This window comes from Planomonospora sp. ID91781 (assembly GCF_015711595.1).
GTDB classification, from domain to species: domain Bacteria; phylum Actinomycetota; class Actinomycetes; order Streptosporangiales; family Streptosporangiaceae; genus Planomonospora; species Planomonospora parontospora.
The window spans coordinates 2018802-2039242 of sequence record NZ_JABTEY010000001.1 but is presented as its reverse complement, the minus strand read 5'-3'; the positions used below and the strand labels follow the sequence as shown (position 1 = coordinate 2039242).

General features: G+C 73.4%; 18 protein-coding genes. 6 read left to right on the top strand and 12 right to left on the bottom strand.

All coding sequences use genetic code 11. The features are described from left to right. Positions 1–9: 9 nt before the first annotated feature. On the bottom strand, positions 10–1437 hold the full coding sequence (gene ahcY / locus HS048_RS09425; RefSeq protein WP_068894563.1) for an adenosylhomocysteinase: 1428 nt from the start codon (positions 1435–1437) through the stop codon (positions 10–12). A gap of 102 nt (positions 1438–1539) precedes the next feature. On the opposite strand from ahcY, the gene HS048_RS09420 reads away from it, so the two are divergent. Beyond that, on the top strand, positions 1540–1875 hold the full coding sequence (locus HS048_RS09420; protein ID WP_196466713.1) for a MerR family DNA-binding transcriptional regulator: 336 nt from the start codon (positions 1540–1542) through the stop codon (positions 1873–1875). Positions 1876–2151: 276 nt separating this feature from the next. On the opposite strand, the gene HS048_RS09415 is transcribed toward HS048_RS09420, so the two are convergent. The 5 genes from HS048_RS09415 to HS048_RS09395 form a co-directional block, all read right to left on the bottom strand. Further along, positions 2152–3087 carry a cation diffusion facilitator family transporter gene (locus HS048_RS09415; protein ID WP_196466712.1) on the bottom strand — a complete coding sequence of 312 codons (936 nt, stop codon included), beginning with the start codon at positions 3085–3087 and terminating at the stop codon, positions 2152–2154. Positions 3088–3129: 42 nt separating this feature from the next. Continuing rightward, entirely contained in the window at positions 3130–4236 is a 1107-nt protein-coding gene (locus HS048_RS09410) for an SIS domain-containing protein (protein ID WP_068894560.1), read from the bottom strand. Further along, positions 4233–4406 (bottom strand): Trm112 family protein, encoded by a 174-nt coding sequence (locus tag HS048_RS09405; protein ID WP_084008000.1) that lies wholly within the window; start codon positions 4404–4406, stop codon positions 4233–4235. The genes HS048_RS09410 and HS048_RS09405 overlap by 4 nt, the downstream gene beginning before the upstream one ends. 4 nt (positions 4407–4410) lie before the next feature. Continuing rightward, the gene (locus HS048_RS09400) at positions 4411–5775 is read right to left on the bottom strand and encodes a phosphomannomutase/phosphoglucomutase (RefSeq protein WP_068894559.1); all 1365 of its coding nucleotides are present in this window, start codon (positions 5773–5775) and stop codon (positions 4411–4413) included. 63 nt (positions 5776–5838) lie between these two features. Continuing rightward, entirely contained in the window at positions 5839–6207 is a 369-nt protein-coding gene (locus tag HS048_RS09395; protein ID WP_068894558.1) for a DUF3499 domain-containing protein, read from the bottom strand. Positions 6208–6517: 310 nt separating this feature from the next. Between HS048_RS09395 and HS048_RS09390 the strand changes: the two genes are divergently transcribed. After that, positions 6518–6973, top strand: coding sequence for a metallopeptidase family protein (locus tag HS048_RS09390; RefSeq protein WP_084007999.1), 456 nt, complete (start codon positions 6518–6520; stop codon positions 6971–6973). Between the two features lie 69 nt (positions 6974–7042). Here HS048_RS09390 and HS048_RS09385 read toward each other — a convergent pair whose 3' ends face one another. The 6 genes from HS048_RS09385 to HS048_RS09360 form a co-directional block, all read right to left on the bottom strand. Beyond that, entirely contained in the window at positions 7043–7453 is a 411-nt protein-coding gene (locus HS048_RS09385) for a VOC family protein (protein WP_068894556.1), read from the bottom strand. A gap of 20 nt (positions 7454–7473) precedes the next feature. Further along, entirely contained in the window at positions 7474–7908 is a 435-nt protein-coding gene (locus HS048_RS09380; RefSeq protein WP_153054077.1) for a helix-turn-helix transcriptional regulator, read from the bottom strand. A gap of 121 nt (positions 7909–8029) precedes the next feature. Beyond that, positions 8030–9514: a DUF5719 family protein gene (locus tag HS048_RS09375; protein ID WP_196466711.1), complete on the bottom strand. Its 1485-nt coding sequence runs from the start codon at positions 9512–9514 to the stop codon at positions 8030–8032. Beyond that, positions 9511–12366 carry a glycosyltransferase family 2 protein gene (locus tag HS048_RS09370; protein WP_196466710.1) on the bottom strand — a complete coding sequence of 952 codons (2856 nt, stop codon included), beginning with the start codon at positions 12364–12366 and terminating at the stop codon, positions 9511–9513. The genes HS048_RS09375 and HS048_RS09370 overlap by 4 nt, the downstream gene beginning before the upstream one ends. A gap of 178 nt (positions 12367–12544) precedes the next feature. Further along, positions 12545–12805: a WhiB family transcriptional regulator gene (locus HS048_RS09365; RefSeq protein ID WP_068894552.1), complete on the bottom strand. Its 261-nt coding sequence runs from the start codon at positions 12803–12805 to the stop codon at positions 12545–12547. 222 nt (positions 12806–13027) lie between these two features. Next, positions 13028–15328, bottom strand: a complete 2301-nt coding sequence (locus HS048_RS09360; RefSeq protein ID WP_196466709.1) for a hypothetical protein — start codon at positions 15326–15328, stop codon at positions 13028–13030. 251 nt (positions 15329–15579) lie between these two features. Here HS048_RS09360 and cofD point away from each other — a divergent pair, with 251 nt between their 5' ends. The 4 genes from cofD (at position 15580) to HS048_RS09340 (ending at position 20411) form a co-directional block, all read left to right on the top strand. Beyond that, the gene (gene cofD, locus HS048_RS09355; RefSeq protein WP_196466708.1) at positions 15580–16644 is read left to right on the top strand and encodes a 2-phospho-L-lactate transferase; all 1065 of its coding nucleotides are present in this window, start codon (positions 15580–15582) and stop codon (positions 16642–16644) included. Continuing rightward, a complete protein-coding gene (locus HS048_RS09350; protein WP_196466707.1) occupies positions 16641–17969 on the top strand; it encodes a coenzyme F420-0:L-glutamate ligase in 1329 nt (442 codons plus the stop codon). Before cofD ends, HS048_RS09350 begins: the two co-directional genes overlap by 4 nt. 90 nt (positions 17970–18059) lie before the next feature. Further along, positions 18060–19550, top strand: coding sequence for an ATP-binding protein (locus HS048_RS09345; RefSeq protein ID WP_196466706.1), 1491 nt, complete (start codon positions 18060–18062; stop codon positions 19548–19550). Between the two features lie 42 nt (positions 19551–19592). Next, positions 19593–20411: a sugar nucleotide-binding protein gene (locus HS048_RS09340; RefSeq protein ID WP_068894549.1), complete on the top strand. Its 819-nt coding sequence runs from the start codon at positions 19593–19595 to the stop codon at positions 20409–20411. Positions 20412–20441: the final 30 nt, after the last annotated feature.

The following is a 20441-nucleotide window of genomic DNA, read 5'->3' as shown; positions in this document are numbered from 1 at the left end:
CGGGGTCTCTCAGTAGCGGTAGTGGTCGGGCTTGTAGGGGCCCTCCACCGGCACGCCGATGTAGTCGGCCTGGGCCTTGGTCAGCTCGGTGAGCTTCACGCCCAGGGCGTCGAGGTGGAGGCGGGCGACCTTCTCGTCGAGGTGCTTGGGCAGCACGTAGACGCCGACCGGGTACTCCTCGGTCTTGGTGAAGAGCTCGATCTGCGCGATCACCTGGTTGGTGAACGAGTTGGACATGACGAACGAGGGGTGGCCGGTGGCGCAGCCCAGGTTCATCAGGCGGCCCTCGGCGAGCACGATGATCGAGTGGCCGTCCGGGAAGGTCCAGGTGTGGACCTGCGGCTTGACCTCCTCCTTCACGATGCCGTCGATCTTCGCCAGGCCGGCCATGTCGATCTCGTTGTCGAAGTGGCCGATGTTGGACACGATGGCGTTGTGCTTCATCCGCGACATGTGGTCGGCGGTGATGATGTCGAAGTTGCCGGTCGTGGTGACGAAGATGTCGGCGATCTCGACGACGTCCTCCAGGGTGGTGACCTGGAAGCCGTCCATGGCCGCCTGGAGCGCGCAGATCGGGTCGATCTCGGTGACGATCACCCGGGCGCCCTGGCCGCGCAGCGCGTCGGCGCAGCCCTTGCCGACGTCGCCGTAGCCGCACACGACCGCGACCTTGCCGCCGATCAGCACGTCGGTGGCGCGGTTGAGGCCGTCGATGACGGAGTGGCGGCAGCCGTACTTGTTGTCGAACTTCGACTTGGTCACCGAGTCGTTGACGTTGATCGCCGGGAAGAGCAGCGTGCCGGCCTTGAACATCTCGTACAGGCGGTGGACGCCGGTGGTGGTCTCCTCGGTGACGCCCTTGATCTGCGAGGCGATCTGCGTCCACTTCTTGTCGTCGGAGACGGTGCGGCGGAGCAGGTCGAGGATGACCTTCCACTCCTCCGGGTCGTCCTCGGCGGCGCTGGGGACGGCCCCGGCCTTCTCGTACTCGGCGCCCTTGTGGACGAGCAGCGTGGCGTCGCCGCCGTCGTCGAGGATCATGTTGGGGCCGTCACCGCCGGGCCACAGCAGGGCCTGCTCGGTGCACCACCAGTACTCCTCCAGGGTCTCGCCCTTCCAGGCGAAGACCGGCACGCCCTTGGGCTCCTCGACGGTGCCCTCCGGGCCCACGACGACGGCCGCCGCGGCGTGGTCCTGGGTGGAGAAGATGTTGCAGCTGACCCAGCGGACCTCGGCCCCGAGCGCGACCAGCGTCTCGATGAGCACGGCGGTCTGGATGGTCATGTGCAGCGAGCCCATGATCTTCGCGCCGGCCAGCGGCTGCGCGGCGGCGTACTCCTTGCGGACTGCCATCAGACCGGGCATCTCGTGCTCGGCGAGCCGGATCTCCCTGCGCCCGAAGGCGGCCAGGGAAAGGTCGGCGACCTTGAAGTCCATGTGCTGTTACCCCTCTACCGGATGGTCGACGGATGCGAGTCTAGACGCGCGCGGTTACCAGACGCACACCTGAAGCGGGGAAACTGACATAAGATTGTCAGAATGCGAATCATGGAGGCCGCCCGGCGGCTGGGCATGTCCCCCCGGATGCTCCGCTACCGCGAGGCGCTGGGCCTGCTCCCCCCGGTCCGGGGCCGGGGTGCGCACCGGCGCTTCGGCCCCGAGGAGCTCGCGGCCGTCGCGCAGGGCGTGGAGCTGGAGAAGCGGTTCGACATCTCCCCGAGCGAGCTGGCCTTCGCCCTGCGGGTGCTGAGCGAGCCGGCGGTGGCGCAGGCCGTACGGGACCTGGGGCTGCGGATCGGCCGGTTGCAGGCCCCCCGGCGGGCCCTGGACTTCGAGAAGGAGAAGGCCCTGCGCCTGCTCCAGGGCCGCCCGTAGGGCCGGGGGCACTCGGGGGCCGCCCCGCGGGGCCGGGCGCGCTCCGGGAACGCCCCGGGGAGCCGTTCTCCGGCGGACGGCGGACGCGTTCCAGGGTCGCCTCCGGAGAACGGCGAACGCCGTACCACCCGCCGCGGAGGAATCCGGCGGCGGGCGGTACGGCGTTCGCGGACCCGGACGGGTCCCGGGCGAGAGGGCGGGCGGAGGGGCCTGCTACGGCGTCCGCCCGGCAGAGGGCGGGCGGAGGGGCCTGCTACGGCGTCCGCCCGGCAGAGGTCAGGCGGAGGGGCCTGCTACGGCGTCCGCCCGGTAGAGGTCGGGCTCCAGGTAGATGACGCGGGCCTCCGGGACGGCGGCGCGCACCCGCTTCTCGGCCTCGTCGATGCCCTTGGCGATCTCCGAGGCCGTGTCGTCGTTCTCCACCGCGATCTTGGCGGCGACCAGGATCTCCTCCGGGCCCAGGTGCAGGGTGCGCATGTGGATGACCCGGCTCACCTCGGGGGTGCTCTCCAGGGCCGCGCTGATCCGGTTCTCGACCTCGGGGCCGGCGCCCTCGCCGATCAGCAGCGACTTGGTCTCGACCGCCAGGATGACCGCGATGACCGCGAGCAGGACGCCGATCATCAGGGTGCCGATGCCGTCCCAGATCGGGTCGCCGGTCACCACGGCCATCGTCACGCCGAAGAGCGCGAAGATCAGGCCGAGCAGCGCGCCGAGGTCCTCCAGGACGATGACCGGCAGCTCGGGGGACTTCGACCGGCGGATGAACGCCCACCAGGACTGGTCGCCGCGGACCGCGTTCGACTCCTTGATCGCGGTGCGGAAGGAGAACGCCTCGGCGATGATCGCGAAGATCAGCACGCCGAACGCCCACTGCGGGGTCCGTAGCGCCTCGGGGTGGGAGAGCTTGTGCCAGCCCTCGTAGAGGGAGAACAGCGCGCCGATGGTGAACAGCACGACCGCCACCACGAAAGCGTAGAAGTAGCGCTCCCGGCCGTAGCCGAAGGGGTGCTCCGGAGTGCGCGCCCGGGTCGCCCGCTTGCCGCCGAGCAGCAGCAGCGCCTGGTTGCCCGAGTCGGCCACGGAGTGGATGCCCTCCGCGAGCATGGCCGACGAGCCGGTGAAGACGAACGCGACGAACTTGGCCGCCGCGATCGAGAGGTTGGCGGCCAACGCCGCGATGATCGCCTTTGTACCGCCGCCCGCGCTCACGGCAGCCTCCACTCATGTATCAGGAAAAACAGGGACACGATCCTATTGGGAAATTCTCGTCTTGAGTTCCGTGATCGCCGACACCGGGGTCGGGTCGATGCCGTACCCCAGGGCGAGGTAGGTACTCGCGTAGTCCCCCAGCTCGATCAGGGAGGCCAGCCGCTCCAGCGGATGCGTCCCCTCGGCGGCGATCTCGGTGACCGGCACGTTCCGGTCGTGCGCCAGCCGTACGGACGCCTCGCGCCGCTTGGCCACCTGCGGGTGCTCCTCCGTGTCGCGCAGCACGAACAGCCGGAGCGACCGCCCGGCCTCGTCGGCGAAGATGTCCCGCTCGGCCAGCGGCCCGTCGAAGGTCACCACCTGGTTGTGGCCGGCCTCCGGGATCTCGCCCCAGATCGCCGGATACTTGCCGTTCTCGTTGAGCTGGCAGGCCCACCGGTGGGCCGCGACCGCGGCCAGCGGCGACGACCCCCAGACCATCGGGATCGTCTCGGCCAGCTCCATCGCCAGCGACTTGCCCGGGTTGATGAACGACTCGCTCGCCGGGCGGCAGCGGTTCGCGATCTCCTCCAGCCGCCCCGCCACCGTCTCGAACGTCTCCTCGTCCACCCGGAGCAGGCCGAGTTCGGCGGCGGCGGCGAGCAGCGGGACCGAGAGCGCCCACACCCCGGCGCGCGGCTGCCCCCCGGAGGTGACGGGCACGAACGGCGCCCCCGCCTGCCGGGCGATCGCCTCCAGCGCGGAGCCGGGACCGCCCACCGCGAGCAGGCGGCACCCGCGGCGCACGGCCTCGGTCGCCGCCGCGAGCGTCTCCTCGCTGGATCCCGAGCACGACACCGCGATGACCAGGTCGGTCGCCCCGACCCAGCCGGGCAGCCGGTAGGAGCGCACGGTCACGATCGGCAGCGGCGCCCCGTGCCCGCACACCGCGGCCAGGACGTCTCCCGCGATGCCCGAGCCGCCCATCCCCGCGACCACGACGGCCCGGGGGCGGCCGTCGCGGGCCAGCGACGACACGCCCGCCTCACGGGCCGCCCGGTAGGAGGTCCGTATCTGGGCCGCGGAGGAGGCCACCGCCCGCAGCATGCCGGAGGGGTCGCCCTCCTCCAGCCACCGGGGGTCGTCGAGACGGCCGGCCTCCCAGCTCACGGCTTGCGCGCCTCGTCCACCAGCAGCACGGGGATGTCGTCGCGGACCGGGTAGACCAGCCCGCACTGCGCGGAGGTGCAGGACAGCTCGTCCGCCTCCGGCTCGGCGCGCAGGGGGGACTTGCAGTTCGGACAGGCCAGGATCTCCAGCAGCCAGTCGTCGATCTTCACGCGTTCAGCTCCTCACGACAGCCAGGACCTCGTCCCTGATCGCTGCCATCTGAATCTCGTCGGCCGCCTCGGCGTTCAGCCGGAGCAGCGGCTCGGTGTTGGACGGACGAAGATTGAACCACCATCCGGGGCCGGACACGGTCAGGCCGTCCAGCTCGTCGAAGGTGACGCCGTCGCGGCCGGCGAAGGCCGCGCGGACGCGGCCGGTCGCGGCGGCCTGGTCGGCGACGGTGCTGTTGATCTCCCCGGAGGCGGCGTAGCGGGAGTAGGCCGCCAGGACCTCCGAGAGGGGCCGGTCCTGCTCGCCCAGCGCGGCCAGCACGTGCAACGCGGCCAGCATGCCGGAGTCGGCGAACCAGAAGTCCCTGAAGTAGTAGTGGGCGGAGTGCTCCCCGCCGAAGACCGCGCCGGTCCTGGCCATCTCGGCCTTGATGAAGGAGTGGCCCACCCGGGTGCGGACCGGCTCGCCGCCGTGCTCCGCGACGATCTCGGGCACGCCCCGCGAGGTGATCAGGTTGTGGATGACCACGGAACCGGGGTGCTTGGCCAGCTCGCGTGCGGCGACCAGCGCGGTGACCGTGGACGGCGAGACCGACTCGCCGCGCTCGTCGACCACCCAGCAGCGGTCGGCGTCGCCGTCGAAGGCCAGGCCGATGTCCGCGCCGGTCTCCAGCACGGCCTGCTGCAGGTCGCGGAGGTTCTCCGGCTCGATCGGGTTGGCCTCGTGGTTGGGGAAGGAGCCGTCCAGCTCGAAGTAGAGCGGGACCAGCTCGATCGGCGCCCCGGCCCGGCGGCCCAGCACCTCGGGGACCGTGTGACCGGCCATGCCGTTGCCCGCGTCGACGACCACCTTCAGCGGTCGGACGCCGGACAGGCCGACCAGCGTCAGCAGGTGGTCGGCGTAGCCCGCCAGCAGGTCGGCCCGGGTGACCCGCCCCGAGCCGCCGCCGCCGGGACCGCCGGCCGCCAGGATCTTCGCGGCCCGGTCGCGGATCTCGGTCAGGCCGGTGTCGCGGCCGATCGGCACCGCGCCCGCGCGGCACATCTTCATGCCGTTGTAGCGGGCCGGGTTGTGGCTGGCGGTGAACATGACGCCGGGCAGCTCCAGGTGGCCGCTCGCGTAGTAGAGCAGGTCGGTGGAACCGAGGCCCGCGTGCACCACGTCGGCGCCCCGCGAGACCGCTCCCCGCGCGAAGGCCGCGGCCAGCGGCTCGGACGAGGTGCGCATGTCGTGGGCGACCACGAGCCGGTCGGCCCCGGTCACCTCCACGAAGGCCGCGCCGACCGCCTCCGCGGTCTCCTCGTCGAACTCGTCCGGCACGACACCGCGAACGTCGTACGCCTTGAAGATCCTGGCGAGATCGCCCACTCCAGCTCCGCCCCCCTTGTGATGTCTGCTGGTCCCCAGCCTAGGGGGTGACCGGTGTCCGGGTCAGCGATCGCGCTGGGGCTGCGCCGAACGGAGCACCCGCAGGTGCCCGCGCCGCCCGACCTCGACCCCCTGGCCCACCGGCTCGGTGCCGCTCCCCGGCGCGGGGCGGGCCGCCTCGCGCACGGCGTTGGCGAGGGCCTCCAGGTCGTCCGTACTGGGCGGGGCGCCGTCGGTGGGCAGGCGGACGACCTCCCAGCCGCGTGGCGCGGTCAGGCGCTCGGCGTGCTCGGCGCACAGGTCGTAACAGTGCGGCTCGGCGTACGTAGCCAAGGGCCCGAGGACTGCGGTCGAATCGGCGTAGACGTACGTGAGCGTGAAAACGGCAGGCTGACTGCACGCGGTGCGGGAACAGCGGCGGACGGGGCTCACGGTGGGACCGTATCCGGTAAGCGTCCGGGGCGCCACTATCTGGACGCTCTTAACGAGCGTGTCGCCACAATTCGGACACGTGTCGCGGCTTTTGCCCAGGTGTTCGGCTTCCGCACTCCGCGGTCCCCGCGGTCGCCGGAACCATGCGTCCCGGCCGCCTCCCGGGCGTGCGTCCCGGGGCCGTCCCCGCCCCGCGGGACGCGTCCGGCCGCCTCCCCGACGCCCGCGCGTCCCGGGCCGTCCCCGCCCGGGGCGCATCGGTCGCCTCCACCCCTCGCGGGCCCTTCCCCGGCGCGTCTAAGCTTTACAGGTGAGTTCGGCACCCGGAAGACCCCGCCCGCCGCGCAGGCGCGACCGGCACGGCCGCGGCATGCGCGGCCCGCTGGCCCCCTCGCACGTGCCGATCGCCAAGTCCCGCAGCGAGCGCTTCGACGACCTCGTCCTGGACGCCGTGGACCGGCTCAAGCCCCGGTGGGGCAAGCAACTGGCCGTCATGGAGTTCGCCGTCGAGGAGGTGCCGCCCGCCGACGACCTGGGCGACGGCCCCGGATCGCTCACCGGTGAGCCGATCCCGTTCGGCCGGGCCGAGCCCGCCGCGGCGGACCGCCCCGCCGTGGTGATCGTCTACCGGCGGCCCCTGGAGGCCAGGGCCAACGACCGCGACCAGCTCGGCGCGATGGTCCACGACACCGTGGTGGAGCAGGTCGCCGGGCTCCTCGGGCTCTCCCCCGAGTCCGTCGACCCGGGCTACGACGAGCGCGGCTAGGCCGTGCCCGCCGTCGGCGGGGCCCTGCCCGTGCCGGTGTCCGCCGGCCCGGGCGGCCCCTGTCGCGCGTCAGGTGAGCTGGTTGATGCGGATGAGGTTGCCCGCCGGGTCGCGGAAGGCGCAGTCGCGGATCCCGTAGTCCTGGTCGATCGGTTCCTGGACCACGTCGGCGCCGGCGGCCTCCAGACGCTGGAAGAGGCCGTCGAGGTCGTCGGTGGCCAGGGTGATCGCGGCGTAGGTGCCCTTGGCGATCAGTTCCAGGACGGTACGGCGCTCCTCCTCGGTGACACCGGGGTCGGCGGCCGGCGGGTGCAGCACGATGGAGGTCCCGGGCTGCCCGGCCGGCCCGACGGTGATCCAGCGCATGTCCTCGTAGCCGACGTCCTTGCGGACCTCGAAGCCGAGGACGTCGCGGTAGAAGCCCAGGGCGGCCTCGGGGTCGGTGTGCGGCAGGAAGGCGTGGTGAATGGTGATGTCCATGCCGCTCACGCTAGGCGCGGCTACGGAAGGGGCGCTTCTCGATTCCTGACCGGTCTGGTCACCTGCTTGGCCAGGCACGGCGGGATGCCCGCCGCCGCCTGCGAGTGGTCCTGGCGGTAGACGCTCGGCGGCACGCCGACCAGCTCGGTGAACCTCGTGCTGAACGTCCCCAGCGAGGACGAGCCCACCGCGAAGCAGACCTCGGTGACGCTGAGGTCCCCCCGGCGCAGCAGCGTCATCGCCCGTTCGATCCGCCGGGTCATCAGGTACGAGTACGGCGACTCGCCGTAGACGCGGCGGAACTCCCTGCTCAGGTGCCCGGCCGACATGTGCGCCCCGCGGGCCAGCGCCTCGACGTTCAGCGGCTCGGCGTACTCGCGGTCGATCCGGTCGCGGACGCGGCGGATGGCGGCGATGTCGCGCAGCCGCTGCTCGTGCGCGCGCCTGTCGGACATGGATGCCATCCTCCCACGCCTCGCCCCGGGCGCACCGGCCGGGGAGAGGGTCGCCCCTCGCCGGGCAGGCCGCGCGCCGGACCCCACCGGGGTCCGCCCGCGTCACCACCGATGAGAGCCGTCAGGGCACGACGGTGGCGACCGACTCGGTGATCGGCGGCACCAGCGCCCACATGCGGGCGGCGGCCAGCGGCTGGACGGTCAGCGCGAGCCCGTCCTTGATCCGCTCGTCCATCACCCGCGCGCCGTACACCGGGCCCGAGCCGGGCAGCGGGAGCACCACCACCGCGAAGGAGCCGTCCATCTCGGGCAGCTTGACCTCCTTGACGCGGGAGGCGGCGATGCCCAGCTCGAACGCCTCCGGCGCGTCGCCCGAACGCGGCAGCACCTGGACGCTCACCTTGCCCTCCGCCTCCGGCGCCGCCAGCACCAGCCGGGATCCCCGCTTCCCGTCCGTGCGGTTGTCGGCCACCACGCTGCCCAGGTCGATCGGGGCCGCCCCGGCCGTGAAGGCCACGTCGGGCTTCTTCCCCGTCCCGGTGGCGGCCAGCCCGGCCACGACCGGCGTCTCGGAGGTGAGCACGAGGGCGGCCGGCTGCCCGCCGATCCCGGTGGACAGGTCGACGGAGACGACGGACCCGGCGGGCACGTCGACCAGCTCGCGGCCCTTGAGCGCGTAGGTCCCGTCGGGGGTCAGCACCTTGACCTCGACCAGCGTGTCGACCTCGGCAGGGGAGGCCACCAGCAGTTCACGCTTTCCGCCTCCGCCGGGGACGCCCGGCACCACGACCCGGGTGGCCGGGGCCGCCGCGGCGGGCAGCCAGTCGACGCCCCGACCGCCGTTCATGATCGCGCGGGCGGCGGCGGTGACCCGCCCGGTGGCGGTGCGCACCTCGACCGCCATGACGAGCGGCGACGGGGCCAGCTCCTTCAGGTCGACCGTACGGCTCCCGCCCGGCTCCAGGACGATCGTGCCTCCCGTCCCGCCCGCCACCGGGCCCTCGCCGGAGTAGACCAGGACCTCGACGACGGCCCGGGCGGGATCGGGGTTGGACAGGTACAGCCTGACGTCGGCCGCGGCCGGGCCCGGACCCACCAGCCAGGTGCTCGCGGCCGGCTCCACGCACCGGACCCCGGCCAGGCCCCGCTGCCCGCCGGAGGTCTCCCGGCGCGTCTGCGCCGACTCCAGGCCCGCCGCGCTGCTCCCGGTGGCGGTGACCGTGATGGGACCGCTCCCGGCGGGGACCTCCTGCTGCCAGAGCCTCCCCGGCGTGTCCAGGGTGTCCAGGACCTTGTCTCCGGCGGCCCCGGCGGTCCCGGTGTCCCCGGCGTCCCCGCCTCCGGTCCCCTCGGCGGTGATCGTGGCCGTCCCCGGGCCCGCGTCACCGCCGTCCGGCGGCGTGACGACGCCGACCCGGGTGTCCGCCGGGGCGGGGCAGACCGTCGTCACCGAGGAGATCGGCACCCTGCGGGGTTCGGGCGCGGCCGCCGCACCTCCGGCGGCCGTCCGGTCCGGGCGGGTGGCCGCGGCCGTGCCGTACAGCGCCAGCAGCGCCACCAGCACCAGGACGAGGAGACCGAACCGGTTCTCGATCAGGGACTTCACCGGGCCGCCAGCTCCCTCTCCGTCTCGGGCTCGTCCTGCGGGAGCTCCTCCTCGCTCCGCGAGCCGGGCGCCGCCAGGACCGCCACCACGCACACCAGCAGCGCCTGCACCCAGAGCCAGCGGGCGTGCCAGGGGTCACCGGGCGGCACCGGGGGCATCCCGACCGGCTGGGTCAGCCGCCACACGCCGAGCTCCCGGGACAGACTCATCCTGGCCAGCGCGGGCTGGGAGTCCAGGGTCCGGCTGATCTCCGGGCCCACCGGGCTGGCCACCACCACGAACCGCACGCCGTGCGCCGCCAGCACCCGGGCGTCGTCGCCCCCCCTGCCGGAGACCAGCCCGGCCGCGGCGACGCTCACCAGGTCGCGCGGTCCCCCGGGCGAGGGGATGTCGGCCTCGCCGATCAGCGGCATGCGGCCGCGCAGCACCGTGAAGGTCAGCGCGCCGTCGCGGGAGCGCAGCAGCAGGGTCCGCTCGCCCCCGCCGGAGTTGGCCGCGACCAGCGCGGGTACCGCGTCGCGCGCGTTCCCGCTGATCGGTCCGGGGGTGCCCCGCGCCATCCACATGCCCGCCGCGAGCAGCGGGGTGGAGAACGCGACCGCCACGACCAGCAGCGCGGCGATCCGGCGCAGCCCTCCGGCGGCGCGGAACTCGGCGACCCGGCCCGCGGTGAGGGCCGCCACCACGAGCATGCCCAGGGCCGCGAAGGCCAGCGGCACCCCCGGCCAGGCGGGGGCCTCGGTGTCGCCACCCGGCGAGGTGACCGTGATCCGGCCCGCCAGCACCGCCACCAGGACGCCGAAGAGGGCCACGCCCCAGCCGATCGCGATGACCATCCGGTTGCGGCGCATGAGCAGCGCCGCCAGGCACGCGGCGATGAGGCCGGCGGTCACCCAGAACGGCGGCATCCCGGGACCGCCGGGACTGAGCAGGAGCAGGGACTCGGCCGGCAGCGCGGGATCGACCAGCTCGGGCCGGTGGAGCCCGGCCTCCAGCAGGAACCGGCCGGGGTCGGCGACCAGCTGGACCAGCCAGGGCAGCAGCAGCACGACCGGGACGCCGAACGCGACGGCCACCGAGACGCCGAGGCCCCGCCGCGGAAAGGCCAGCACGGCCAGCGCGCCGAGGAGCAGCGTGAGCGGGTAGACGACCGGGGCGAAGGCCGTGCCGACCGCGAGCAGGAGCCCGAGCGCCCAGGCGGCGCGGCGGGCCCGGCGGCCCTCGCCGGAGAGCAGCGTGGTGGCCAGCGCCGCGTAGACGGGCAGCAGGACGAAGACCACGGCCGTGCCGAGCCGCCCGGCGGCGACCGCGCCGGTGGCCACGGGGAGCAGCGCGTAGGAGGAGGCCAGCCAGACGCGGGTCCACCGGCCGGAGACGATCCTGCGGGTCGCCGCGTAGGCGGAGAACCCGGCCAGCGGGACGCAGCCGAGCAGCAGCACGGAGACCGCCAGCCAGGTCTTGCCGAGCAGCACCGACGAGAGCGCGGCCAGCACCGCGACGTACGGCGGGGCCCAGGCGTCGCTGCCCAGCCCCGTCGGGTGGTACCCCTCGGTGTACAGCCGCCACAGGTCGGCGGCCCCGCCGGTCACCGGGACGAGCGCGCCGCCGCCCAGCCTGGTGCCGCCGACCAGGCCCCGCTCGGCGATCAGGGTGACCGCCAGCAGCGCCAGGAAGAGCAGCACGCCCGGGTTGCCGAAGACCCGGCGGGTCGCCCCGGCGTCGTCGGTGAGCAGTTCCTCGCCGTCCTCCTGCGCCCGGACGACGGCGTGGTGCCGTCCGGCGGACTCCACCGGACCGCCGGACAGGTAGTTCTGGATCCGGTCCACCAGCCGCCGGTAGCCCGCGCCCGGTGGGGTGAGCAGGCGCTTGACCGCGTTGTAGCGCTGCTTCCTGCCCTTGGCGCGGGCGCGGCGCGCCCGGAGCAGGCGCCAGGGGTGGGCCAGCACCGAGCCGAACGCCACGACCTCGTCCAGCGCGTTGGCGGGCTGCTTGGCCAGCAGGAACATGGCGGCCCGGAAGAGCGATCCGGCCAGGTTGCGCAGCAGGGCCCGGAGCAGCGGCCCCGTCGGCAGGTTCGCCAGGACGACGAAGATGGCGTTGCGGCGGTCCAGCCGCCGGGGGTGGGCGCCGCTGACGGTGATGCGGCGGCGCCGCCGGGAGGCGGCCTCGGCGTGCCAGGCGACCGCGCGGGTGACGTTCTGCACCCGGTGGCCCGCGTTCCTGACCCGCCAGCACAGGTCCAGGTCGTCACGGAAGATCCGCAGGAAGGGGTCGAGCCCGCCCACCTCGTCCCAGACGTCGCGGCGGATGAGCATCCCGGCGGTGGAGACCGAGAGCACGTCCCGGACGCCGTCGTACTGCCCCTGGTCGAACTCCCTGGCCTCCAGGCCGGTGTCCCTGCGGCCCGTCCGGTCGACCGTGACCCCGACCTCCAGCAGGAGCCGCCGGTCCAGCCAGTCGCGGAGCTTGGGGCCGAGCACCCCCGCCTTGGGGTCGGCGTCGGCGGCCCGGAGCAGGTGCTCCAGCGCCCGGGCGTCCGGCGCGCAGTCGTCGTGCAGCAGCCAGATCCACTCGTTGCCCCCGGCGGGCTCCAGCCTCTTCAGCACCTCGGCGACGGCCTCGCCGAAGCCGGTGGAGCGCGGCAGGGTCAGCACCGCGTTCGATCCGAGGGTCCGGGTCAGCAGGTCGGCGCCGCCGTCGCGGCTGCCGTTGTCCGCCGCGACGACCCGGTCGACCGGCCGGGTCTGCCGGAGCAGCGCGTCGAGGGTCTCCCCCAGCCAGCGGGCTCCGTCGTGGGAGACGACGATCGCGGTGACGGTGTGGGGCGTGCGGGGGGAGTCGGTGATGGACATGCGTCCCGTGGTCCAGGAGTGGGTGATCGGCGGCGACCACGATACGGCACCTTATGTCCGTATATACCGGCGGCACGAAAAAAGGCCACGCGGCCGGCAGCCGCGTGACCTCATCGAGATATCGTCGAGCGCCCCGGAGGGCGCCTTGGATTTCTTCAACGCGTCGGACGTCGTCCCCTCAGACGGCCTGACGCTTCATCCGGCGACGCTCACGCTCGGAGAGCCCGCCCCAGATGCCGAACCGTTCGTCGTGCTCGAGTGCGTACTCCAGACACTCGGCACGCACCTCACAGGAACGGCACACCTTCTTGGCCTCCCGAGTCGATCCCCCCTTCTCCGGGAAGAACGCCTCCGGGTCGGTCTGCGCGCACAGCGCGCGTTCCTGCCAACCAAGCTGCTCTTCAGCGCCGCCGTCCTGTGCGATGACCAGGTCGGCCACTGCACACCTCCTTGCCGCCCGCAATGGAGCCCCCTATGAACGCCTCCCCCTTACCCACCCGGAGGGAGACGTAACAACACGCCTGTAATTACACGCGCGTGGCTGGTGTGGCGTCAAGCGGCATGCCGCTATCCGGGGAAAGACCCGCTCTCCCCGGCTCTGAGGCGTGTGCCTGCGACGATGGCAATTGCCCCCGGCGATCGTGAAGATCGCCTTGGGCCTTCAGTGCTCTCGACGGTCGGAACCGTACCAGGACATGTTCGGCTCCTGACCAGGTCCCGTCCTCTCCCTGTCGAGGTTTTCCTCTCCCGTTGCCTGGCCCGGGCGCTCCGGCGTGTAGATCGCCGTGGGGTCGATGGGCTGGGAGTCCCAGCCCCGGCCCGCCGTACCCGCCTGGTCCCCCGGGCCGGGGGCGTTGAGCGGGTCGTTCCGGTAGGCGCCCGGGTCGAACCTGAGCGTCGCCTCCGCGGGCGCCTCCCACGGCTGCCCCTGGCCCGGCTGCGGGGCCTGCGGCTGAGACTGGTGGGCCTGCGGCTGAGACTGGTGGGCCTGCTGCTGGGCCTGCTGCTGGATCGGGGACGCCTGCGGGGTCTGCGGGTGCCCGAACGGGTCGTCGTATCCGGCGCCCGGCGAGGAGGTGTACTCCGGCACGCGCAGCTGCGGCTCGGTCCCGGATGACTGCTGGTAGCTCTCCGCCTGCTGGTACGCCTGGGCGATCTGCTGGGAGCGGGGGTCGGCCGGGTCGGGGTACGGCAGGCCCGGGTCGCTCTGCCGGGCGAACTCCGCCCCGGAGTAGCCGGTGAGCGGCTGGCCGTAGTTCTCCGGCGGCTGCGGGAACGCCGATCCCTGCGGCTGTGCGTCGAAGGACAGGCGCGGCCGGCTGTCGGCCGGCGTGTACGGCGCGGGCTGCGACGCGGGGAACGGGTCCTGCGACAGCGGGTGGGACTGCGGCTCGCCCTGCGGCTGGGCGTAGGACTCAGCCTGCTGCCCGTAACCGGACAGCAGCGGGTCGGTCGGCTGCGGCACGTAGTTCGACGGCGAGGAGTCGCCGTACCCCTGGGACGCGCCCTGCGACTGGGCGGCGTACCCCTGGACCTGGGCGGACGACTCGTATCCCGGGGACTGCGCGTGGGTCTCGTAGCCCTGGGACGGGGACTGCGCGGGCGGGAACGGCTCGGCGGGGGCGGCGTAGGCCTGGGCGGGCGGCTCGTAGGAACCCGCCGGAGGCTCGTAGGGCGCCGGGGCCTGGGGCTTGACGTCCGCCGCGACGTACGGGCTCGGGGTGTAGGCCTGCGGCTCGGCGTGCTGGGCGGGGACCTGGTCGTAGCCGGGGGACGGAGCCCCGTAGGGCCGGCTCTCCGCGGCCGCGCCGAACGGGTTCTCCGAGGCGGTGCCGAACGGGTTCTCCGGGTTCGTGCCGAACGGGTTCTCCGGGGCGGCACCGTACGGCAGGCCGCTCTCGGCGGACGCCGCGCGGCGCGGGTCCTCGCTCTGACCGCCGTACGGCAGGCCCTCGTTCTGGCCGCCGTAGGGCGATCCCTCGGCCACCGCTCCGTGCGGCCTGCCCTCCGTGCCGTAGGCGGACGCCTGGCCGGTGTGGCCGTCGCTCCCCTGGGGGGCGTAGCCGTTCTCCTGCTGCTGCGCGGCGTGGGAACCCTCCTGCGGCGCGTACGCGCTCTCCGGCTGCCGGCCGTACTGGTCGGAGGGGGCGGGCGGGAGCGCCGGGGGGCTCGGCGGGCTGTACTGCGCCTGCGGGGCCGGGGCTTCGGGGAAGGCGTGACCCTGGGCGGGGGTCTCAGGGAAGGCGTGACCCTGGGCGGGGGCCTGGTGCGCGGGGGTCTCGGCGAAGCCGTTCCCCTGGACGGGCGTCTCGGGGTGACCGTGGCCCGGAACGGGAGCGCCCTGCGGCGCCCGGTCCTGCGGCTGGTGGAAGGGGGCCTGCGGCACGGACTCGTGCGGCTGGGGGCCCGCGCCGTACGCCGGGGCCGCGCCGTACTCCGCCGGCCGCCCGCCGAAGCCGCCGTCGGGGCGGAACCCCGGGGTGTCCCAGGACTGCACGGGGCGGGCCGCGCCCGCCGGGGCGTTCGCGGCCTTCGGGAGCAGGAAGAGCGCGGCGAGCACGGCCAGCGCGAGCACGGGCACGTTCAGGAGGAGGAACTCCACCTTGCCCATGAAGCCGGTGTCACCGGCGAACACGCCGCCCAGCAGCCCGATGGCGCCGAAGAGGACGGCGAGGCCGAGCGTGGCCACGGCCAGGTACACCATCGGCTTGAGCCGCGCGGACGCCGGGCCGGAGCCGCCCGCCAGCAGGACCGCGCCGACGAGCAGGGCGATGGTCACCGGCGAGACGAGCTGCTGGAGGAAGACCGCCGCGCGCAGCGCGAAGGACGACCCGCCGAGCGACGAGCCGAACAGCAGCCGCTCGATGCCGACGAGCACGCTCCCGGACGCCGCGGCGACCATGAGCCACGCGGCAGGCTCCCGGAGCCGGCCCGCATCGACGTTGATCACAATTACCCCCATTAGGGTCCTTGGGTAAACCCGGGCCAAGTTTTACACATGGCCGACTTCAGCGTCGGTGGACCCAGGAAGCTCATGAATCCCACAAGTGTCCCATTACTCGGTATTCACCGCGAATTGAGGCGCGTCGTGAGAGGGTCCCGCCGTCCGCCGCCTGCCCCGGGATGATCTGCGGAAGCCGCTCCCGCCCTGGTCTCCCGGTGGATCCGGACCTTCGGACCGGAGCGTCGCGAGCCGGTGGGAGACTGGACGACATGCGCATCGTGTCCCTCGCCGGCGGCATCGGCGGCGCCCGCTTCCTGCGGGGTCTGCTGGCCGCCGCCCCCGACGCCGAGATCACCGTCATCGGCAACACCGGTGACGACATCACCCTCTACGGCCTGCGGGTCTGCCCCGACCTCGACACCGTGATGTACACCCTGGGCGGCGGCATCGACGAGGAGCAGGGCTGGGGACGGCGGGACGAGTCGCACGTCGTCAAGGAGGAGCTCGCCGCCTACGGCGTCGAGCCGCAGTGGTTCGGCCTGGGCGACCGCGACTTCGCCACCCACATCGTGCGCACGCAGATGCTCGACGCCGGCTATCCCCTCTCGCAGGTCACCGAGGCCCTGTGCGCCCGCTGGAACCCCGGCGTGCGGCTGATCCCGATGAGCGACGACCGGACCGAGACCCACATCGTGATCAACGACGGGCAGGGCCGCCGGGCCGTGCACTTCCAGGAGTGGTGGGTGCGCATGCGCGCCTCCGTCCCGGCAGAGCGCATCCTCCTGGTCGGCGCCGACGAGGCGAAGCCCGCGCCCGGGGTGCTCCAGGCCATCGAGGAGGCCGACGCGGTGATCCTGCCGCCGTCCAACCCGGTGGTCAGCATCGGCACGATCCTGCAGATCAGGGGCATCCGCGAGGCCCTGGAGGACAAGACCGTCGTCGGCGTCTCCCCCATCGTCGGAGGAGCCCCGGTCCGCGGCATGGCCGACGCCTGCCTGACCGCGATCGGCGTGGAGACGACCGCCCAGGCGGTCCTGGAGCTGTACGGCGCGGCGCTCGTCGACGGCTGGCTGGTCGCCGAGGAGGACGCCGGGGTCCGCCTGGACGGGGTCCGGGTCGAGGCCCGGCCGCTGATCATGCACGACACCGGGTCGGCCGCCGCCATCGCGCGGGCCGCCCTCGACCTCGCCGCCGAGCTCTCCGCCGCGCGGACGCGACCGGATGGCGGCGCCGACGCCGAAACCGGCAACGGCGGAGGCACCGGCACCGGCGGGGACACCGCTGGCAGCGGGGACGCCGGCCTCGGCGGCGGCGCCGGGGAGGGGGGCCGATGAGCAGGATCCGGCGCTTCCGGCAGGACGAGGCCGAGCTTTCCGAGGTCCGCATCGAGGTCTTCGCGGTCGACGGCATCCCCGAGGTGCGGGAGGGCGACGACGTCGGCGCGCTGATCGCCGCCGCCCGGCCCGACCTGCGCGACGGTGACATCCTCGTGGTCACCTCCAAGATCCTGAGCAAGGCGGAGGGCCGGGTCCGCCGCGGAGCCACCCGCGCCGAGGCCATCCGGGACGAGACCGCCCGGGTCGTGGCCCGCCGCGGCGAGACCGTGATCGCGCAGACCGCGCACGGCTTCGTCATGGCCGCCGCCGGCGTGGACGCCTCCAACACCGAGCCCGGCACCATCGTGCTGCTCCCCGCCGACCCCGACGCCTCCGCCCGGGCCGTGCGCGCGGGCGTCCGGGACCGGCTCGGCGTCTCGGTCGGCGTGGTCGTCTCCGACACCTTCGGCCGCCCCTGGCGCAACGGCCAGACCGACATGGCCGTCGGCGTCGCCGGGGTGCCGCCCATGCTCGACTACCGCGGCCTGTCCGACGACCACGGCAACGCGCTCGAGGTCACCGTGACCGCCATCGCCGACGAGTTCGCGGCCGCCGGCGACCTGGTCAAGGGCAAGCTCGCGCAGACCCCGGTGGCGGTCGTCCGCGGCATGGCCGAGTACACCACCGAGGACGACGGTCCCGGCGTCCGCGAGGTCGTCCGCCAGTCCGAGGACGACATGTTCCGGTACGGCTCGCGCGACGTGGTCTTCGCCCGCCGTACGATCCGGGAGTTCTCCGCCGAGCCGGTCGACGGCGCCAAGGTGCGGCGGGCGGTGGAGGCGGCCATCGCCGCGCCCGCGCCGCACCACACGACGCCGTGGCGGTTCGTGCTGCTGGAGTCGGCGGGGGTGCGGGAGAAGCTGCTCGACGCCATGCGCGAGGCGTGGATCGCCGACCTGCGCGGGGACGGCTTCTCCGAGGAGTCGATCGCCAAGCGGGTCCGCCGCGGCGACGTGCTGCGCAACGCGCCCTACCTGGCCGTGCCCTGCCTGGTGACGGACGGCTCGCACACCTACCGCGACGAGCGCCGCAACGCGGCCGAGCGGGAGATGTTCGTGGTCGCGACGGGCGCCGGGGTGCAGAACTTCCTGGTCCAACTCGCCGTGGAGGGCCTGGGCTCGGCCTGGGTGTCGTCCACCATGTTCTGCCGCGAGGTGGTCCGCGAGGTGCTCGGCCTGCCCGCGGACTGGGACCCGATGGGCGCCGTCGCCATCGGCCGCCCCGCCGCCCCGCCCCGCGACCGCGCCCCCCGCGCCGCCGCGGACTTCACGATCGTGTTGTGAGCCGGCTTCCCCGGAACTCCCGCACAGAAGTGTAAATCGGCTTACGTTGTTCGACGCTAACCGATTTACACTTCTGTGCGGGAGGTCATCGTGGAGAAGCCCGCGAACATCGTCGGCAGAGATCGGCAGTGGCGGACGGTCGAGCGCTTCCTCTTCGAGGGGGGGCAGACCGACGGGCCGCTCCGGCTGGGGCTGGTGTCGGGGCGCCGCCGTACCGGCAAGACCCAGCTGCTGACCGCCGCCTGCGAGGCGGTGGGCGGCCTCTACACCGCGTGTGTGCAGGATGAGGGGGACCGCGCGGCCAGGGCCAGGTTCACCGCCGCGATGACGGAGCACGCCGGACTGGGGACGGTGCTGAGGGGCGAGCCGGAGTCATGGGACCGGCTGTTGCGCGCCGTCCTGGAGACCGCGGCCCGCACGGCCTCCGCCGGGTCGCCGGGGCTCGTCGTCATCGACGAGTTCCCCTACGCGATGGCTCACGCCCCGCAGCTGCCCTCTCTCATCCAGCATCTGTACGACGACTCCCAGAACGGGCGGGCGCCCGGAGGGCGGCTGGTCCTCTGCGGTTCCGCGCTGAGCGTCATGCACAGCCTGCTGTCGGGGACCAAGCCCCTGCGGGGACGCGCGATGCTGGACATGCGCCTGTCCGCGCTCGACTACCGCGAGGCCGCACGACTCTGGGGGATCCGGGATCCGGATGTGGCACTGCGGATGCACGCCTGCGTGGGGGGGATCCCCGGCTACCGCCCCCTCATGGCGAGCGTCCCCGCGACGGTGGCGGACTTCGACCCCTGGGTCGTGGAGAACCTGCTCGCGGTGGACGTCGGCGTCTTCACCCGGACCGAGGTCGACTACCTCCTGCGGGAGGACCCGAGGATCACCGCCCGCGCCGTTTATTACGACGTCCTCAGCGCGGTCGCGGCCGGCGCGCACACCCCGTCCAAGATCGGTGCGGCCATCGGCAGGGACAACAACGCGGTGCGCTATCCGATCGACGTCCTGGAGTCGGCCGGCTATCTGACGAAGACCCACGACCTGCTCCGTTCGCGGAAACCTGTGATCACCGTCTCCGACCCGGTCATCCGCTTCGACCGCCTGATCACCGCACCGTACCTCGGGCAGCTCCAGCTGGGACGCGCCGAGCAGGTCTGGCGGGCCACCGCCCCGACCTTCCGGTCCAACATCCTCGGCCCGCATTTCGAGGAGCTCGCCCGCGAATGGGTCCGCCGCTTCGCCCCGGACGAGCTGGGCCGGCCCGAAGGCTTGGGCGAAGTCGGGTTCGCCAGCGTCCAGGACCACAGCGGCAGAGCGAAGCACGAGATCGACGTGATCGCCCTCGACGGCAGGCGGGTCCGCCTCCTCGGTGAGGCCAAGGCAACCCTCGCCCGCCGGGGCCTTCCCGACCTCGAACGCCTCGACGGCATCCGCGGCCTGCTCGAACGGGAGGGCTACGACACCTCGGAGACCGTCATCGCGCTGTTCTCCACCACGGGCTTCACCTCCGACCTCGAACAGACGGCGGCCGCCCGCCCCGACCTCGAACTCGTCGACCTCGACCGGCTGTATCAGGGCACCTCCTGACTTCACCGCTTCAGAGCGACTGATCAACTATGGTGACCGGTCATGAGGTTCCTCATCGTCGGCGGCAGCGGTCTCCTCGGCGGCGAACTCGTCCGGCGGTGCTCGGCGGCCGGGCACGAGGTGGCCGCGACCTACCTGACCCGGCCGGGAGAGACCGCGGGTGTCGAGTGGTCGCCGCTCGACGTGCGCCGACGGGAGGACGTCGGCGCGCTGATCGGCGCGTTCCGCCCGGAGGCGGTCGTCAACGCCGCGTACCGGCAGGCGGACTGGACGACCACGGCAGTCGGAGCCGCGAACGTGGCTCTCGCCGTCTCCGCGGCGGGCGGGCGCCTGGTCCACGTCTCCAGCGACGCGGTCTTCTCCGGTGCCGCGATCCGCTACGACGAGACGTGCGTCCCCGACCCGATCACCCCGTACGGCGCGGCCAAGGCCGCCGCCGAGACGGCGGTGACCGCGATCGCGCCGACCGCGGTGATAGCCCGGACATCCCTGATCATCGGCGACGGCGGCTCCCCGCACGAGGCGCTGGTGCATTCGCTGGCCACCGGCCGCGAGCGGGGAGTGCTGTTCACCGACGACGTGCGCTGTCCCGTGCACGTCGCCGATCTCGCCACAGCCCTCCTCGAACTCGCCGCGTCCGGGCATCACGGCGTCCACCACGTCGCCGGAGCCGACGCGGTGAGCCGGTACGAACTGGGGTTGCTCATCGCCCGGCGCGACGGACTCGACGTGGACCGGCTGCCCTCAGGCCGGCGAGCGGACTCCGGCGTGCCCGGCCCGCTGGACGTGCGCCTGGAGTGCGGCACGACCCGGCGACGGCTCCGCACCGAACTGCGCGGCGCGCGGCGGTTCCTGCGGTGAGGCGTTCACCGGCGACCCCGGCCTTCGGCA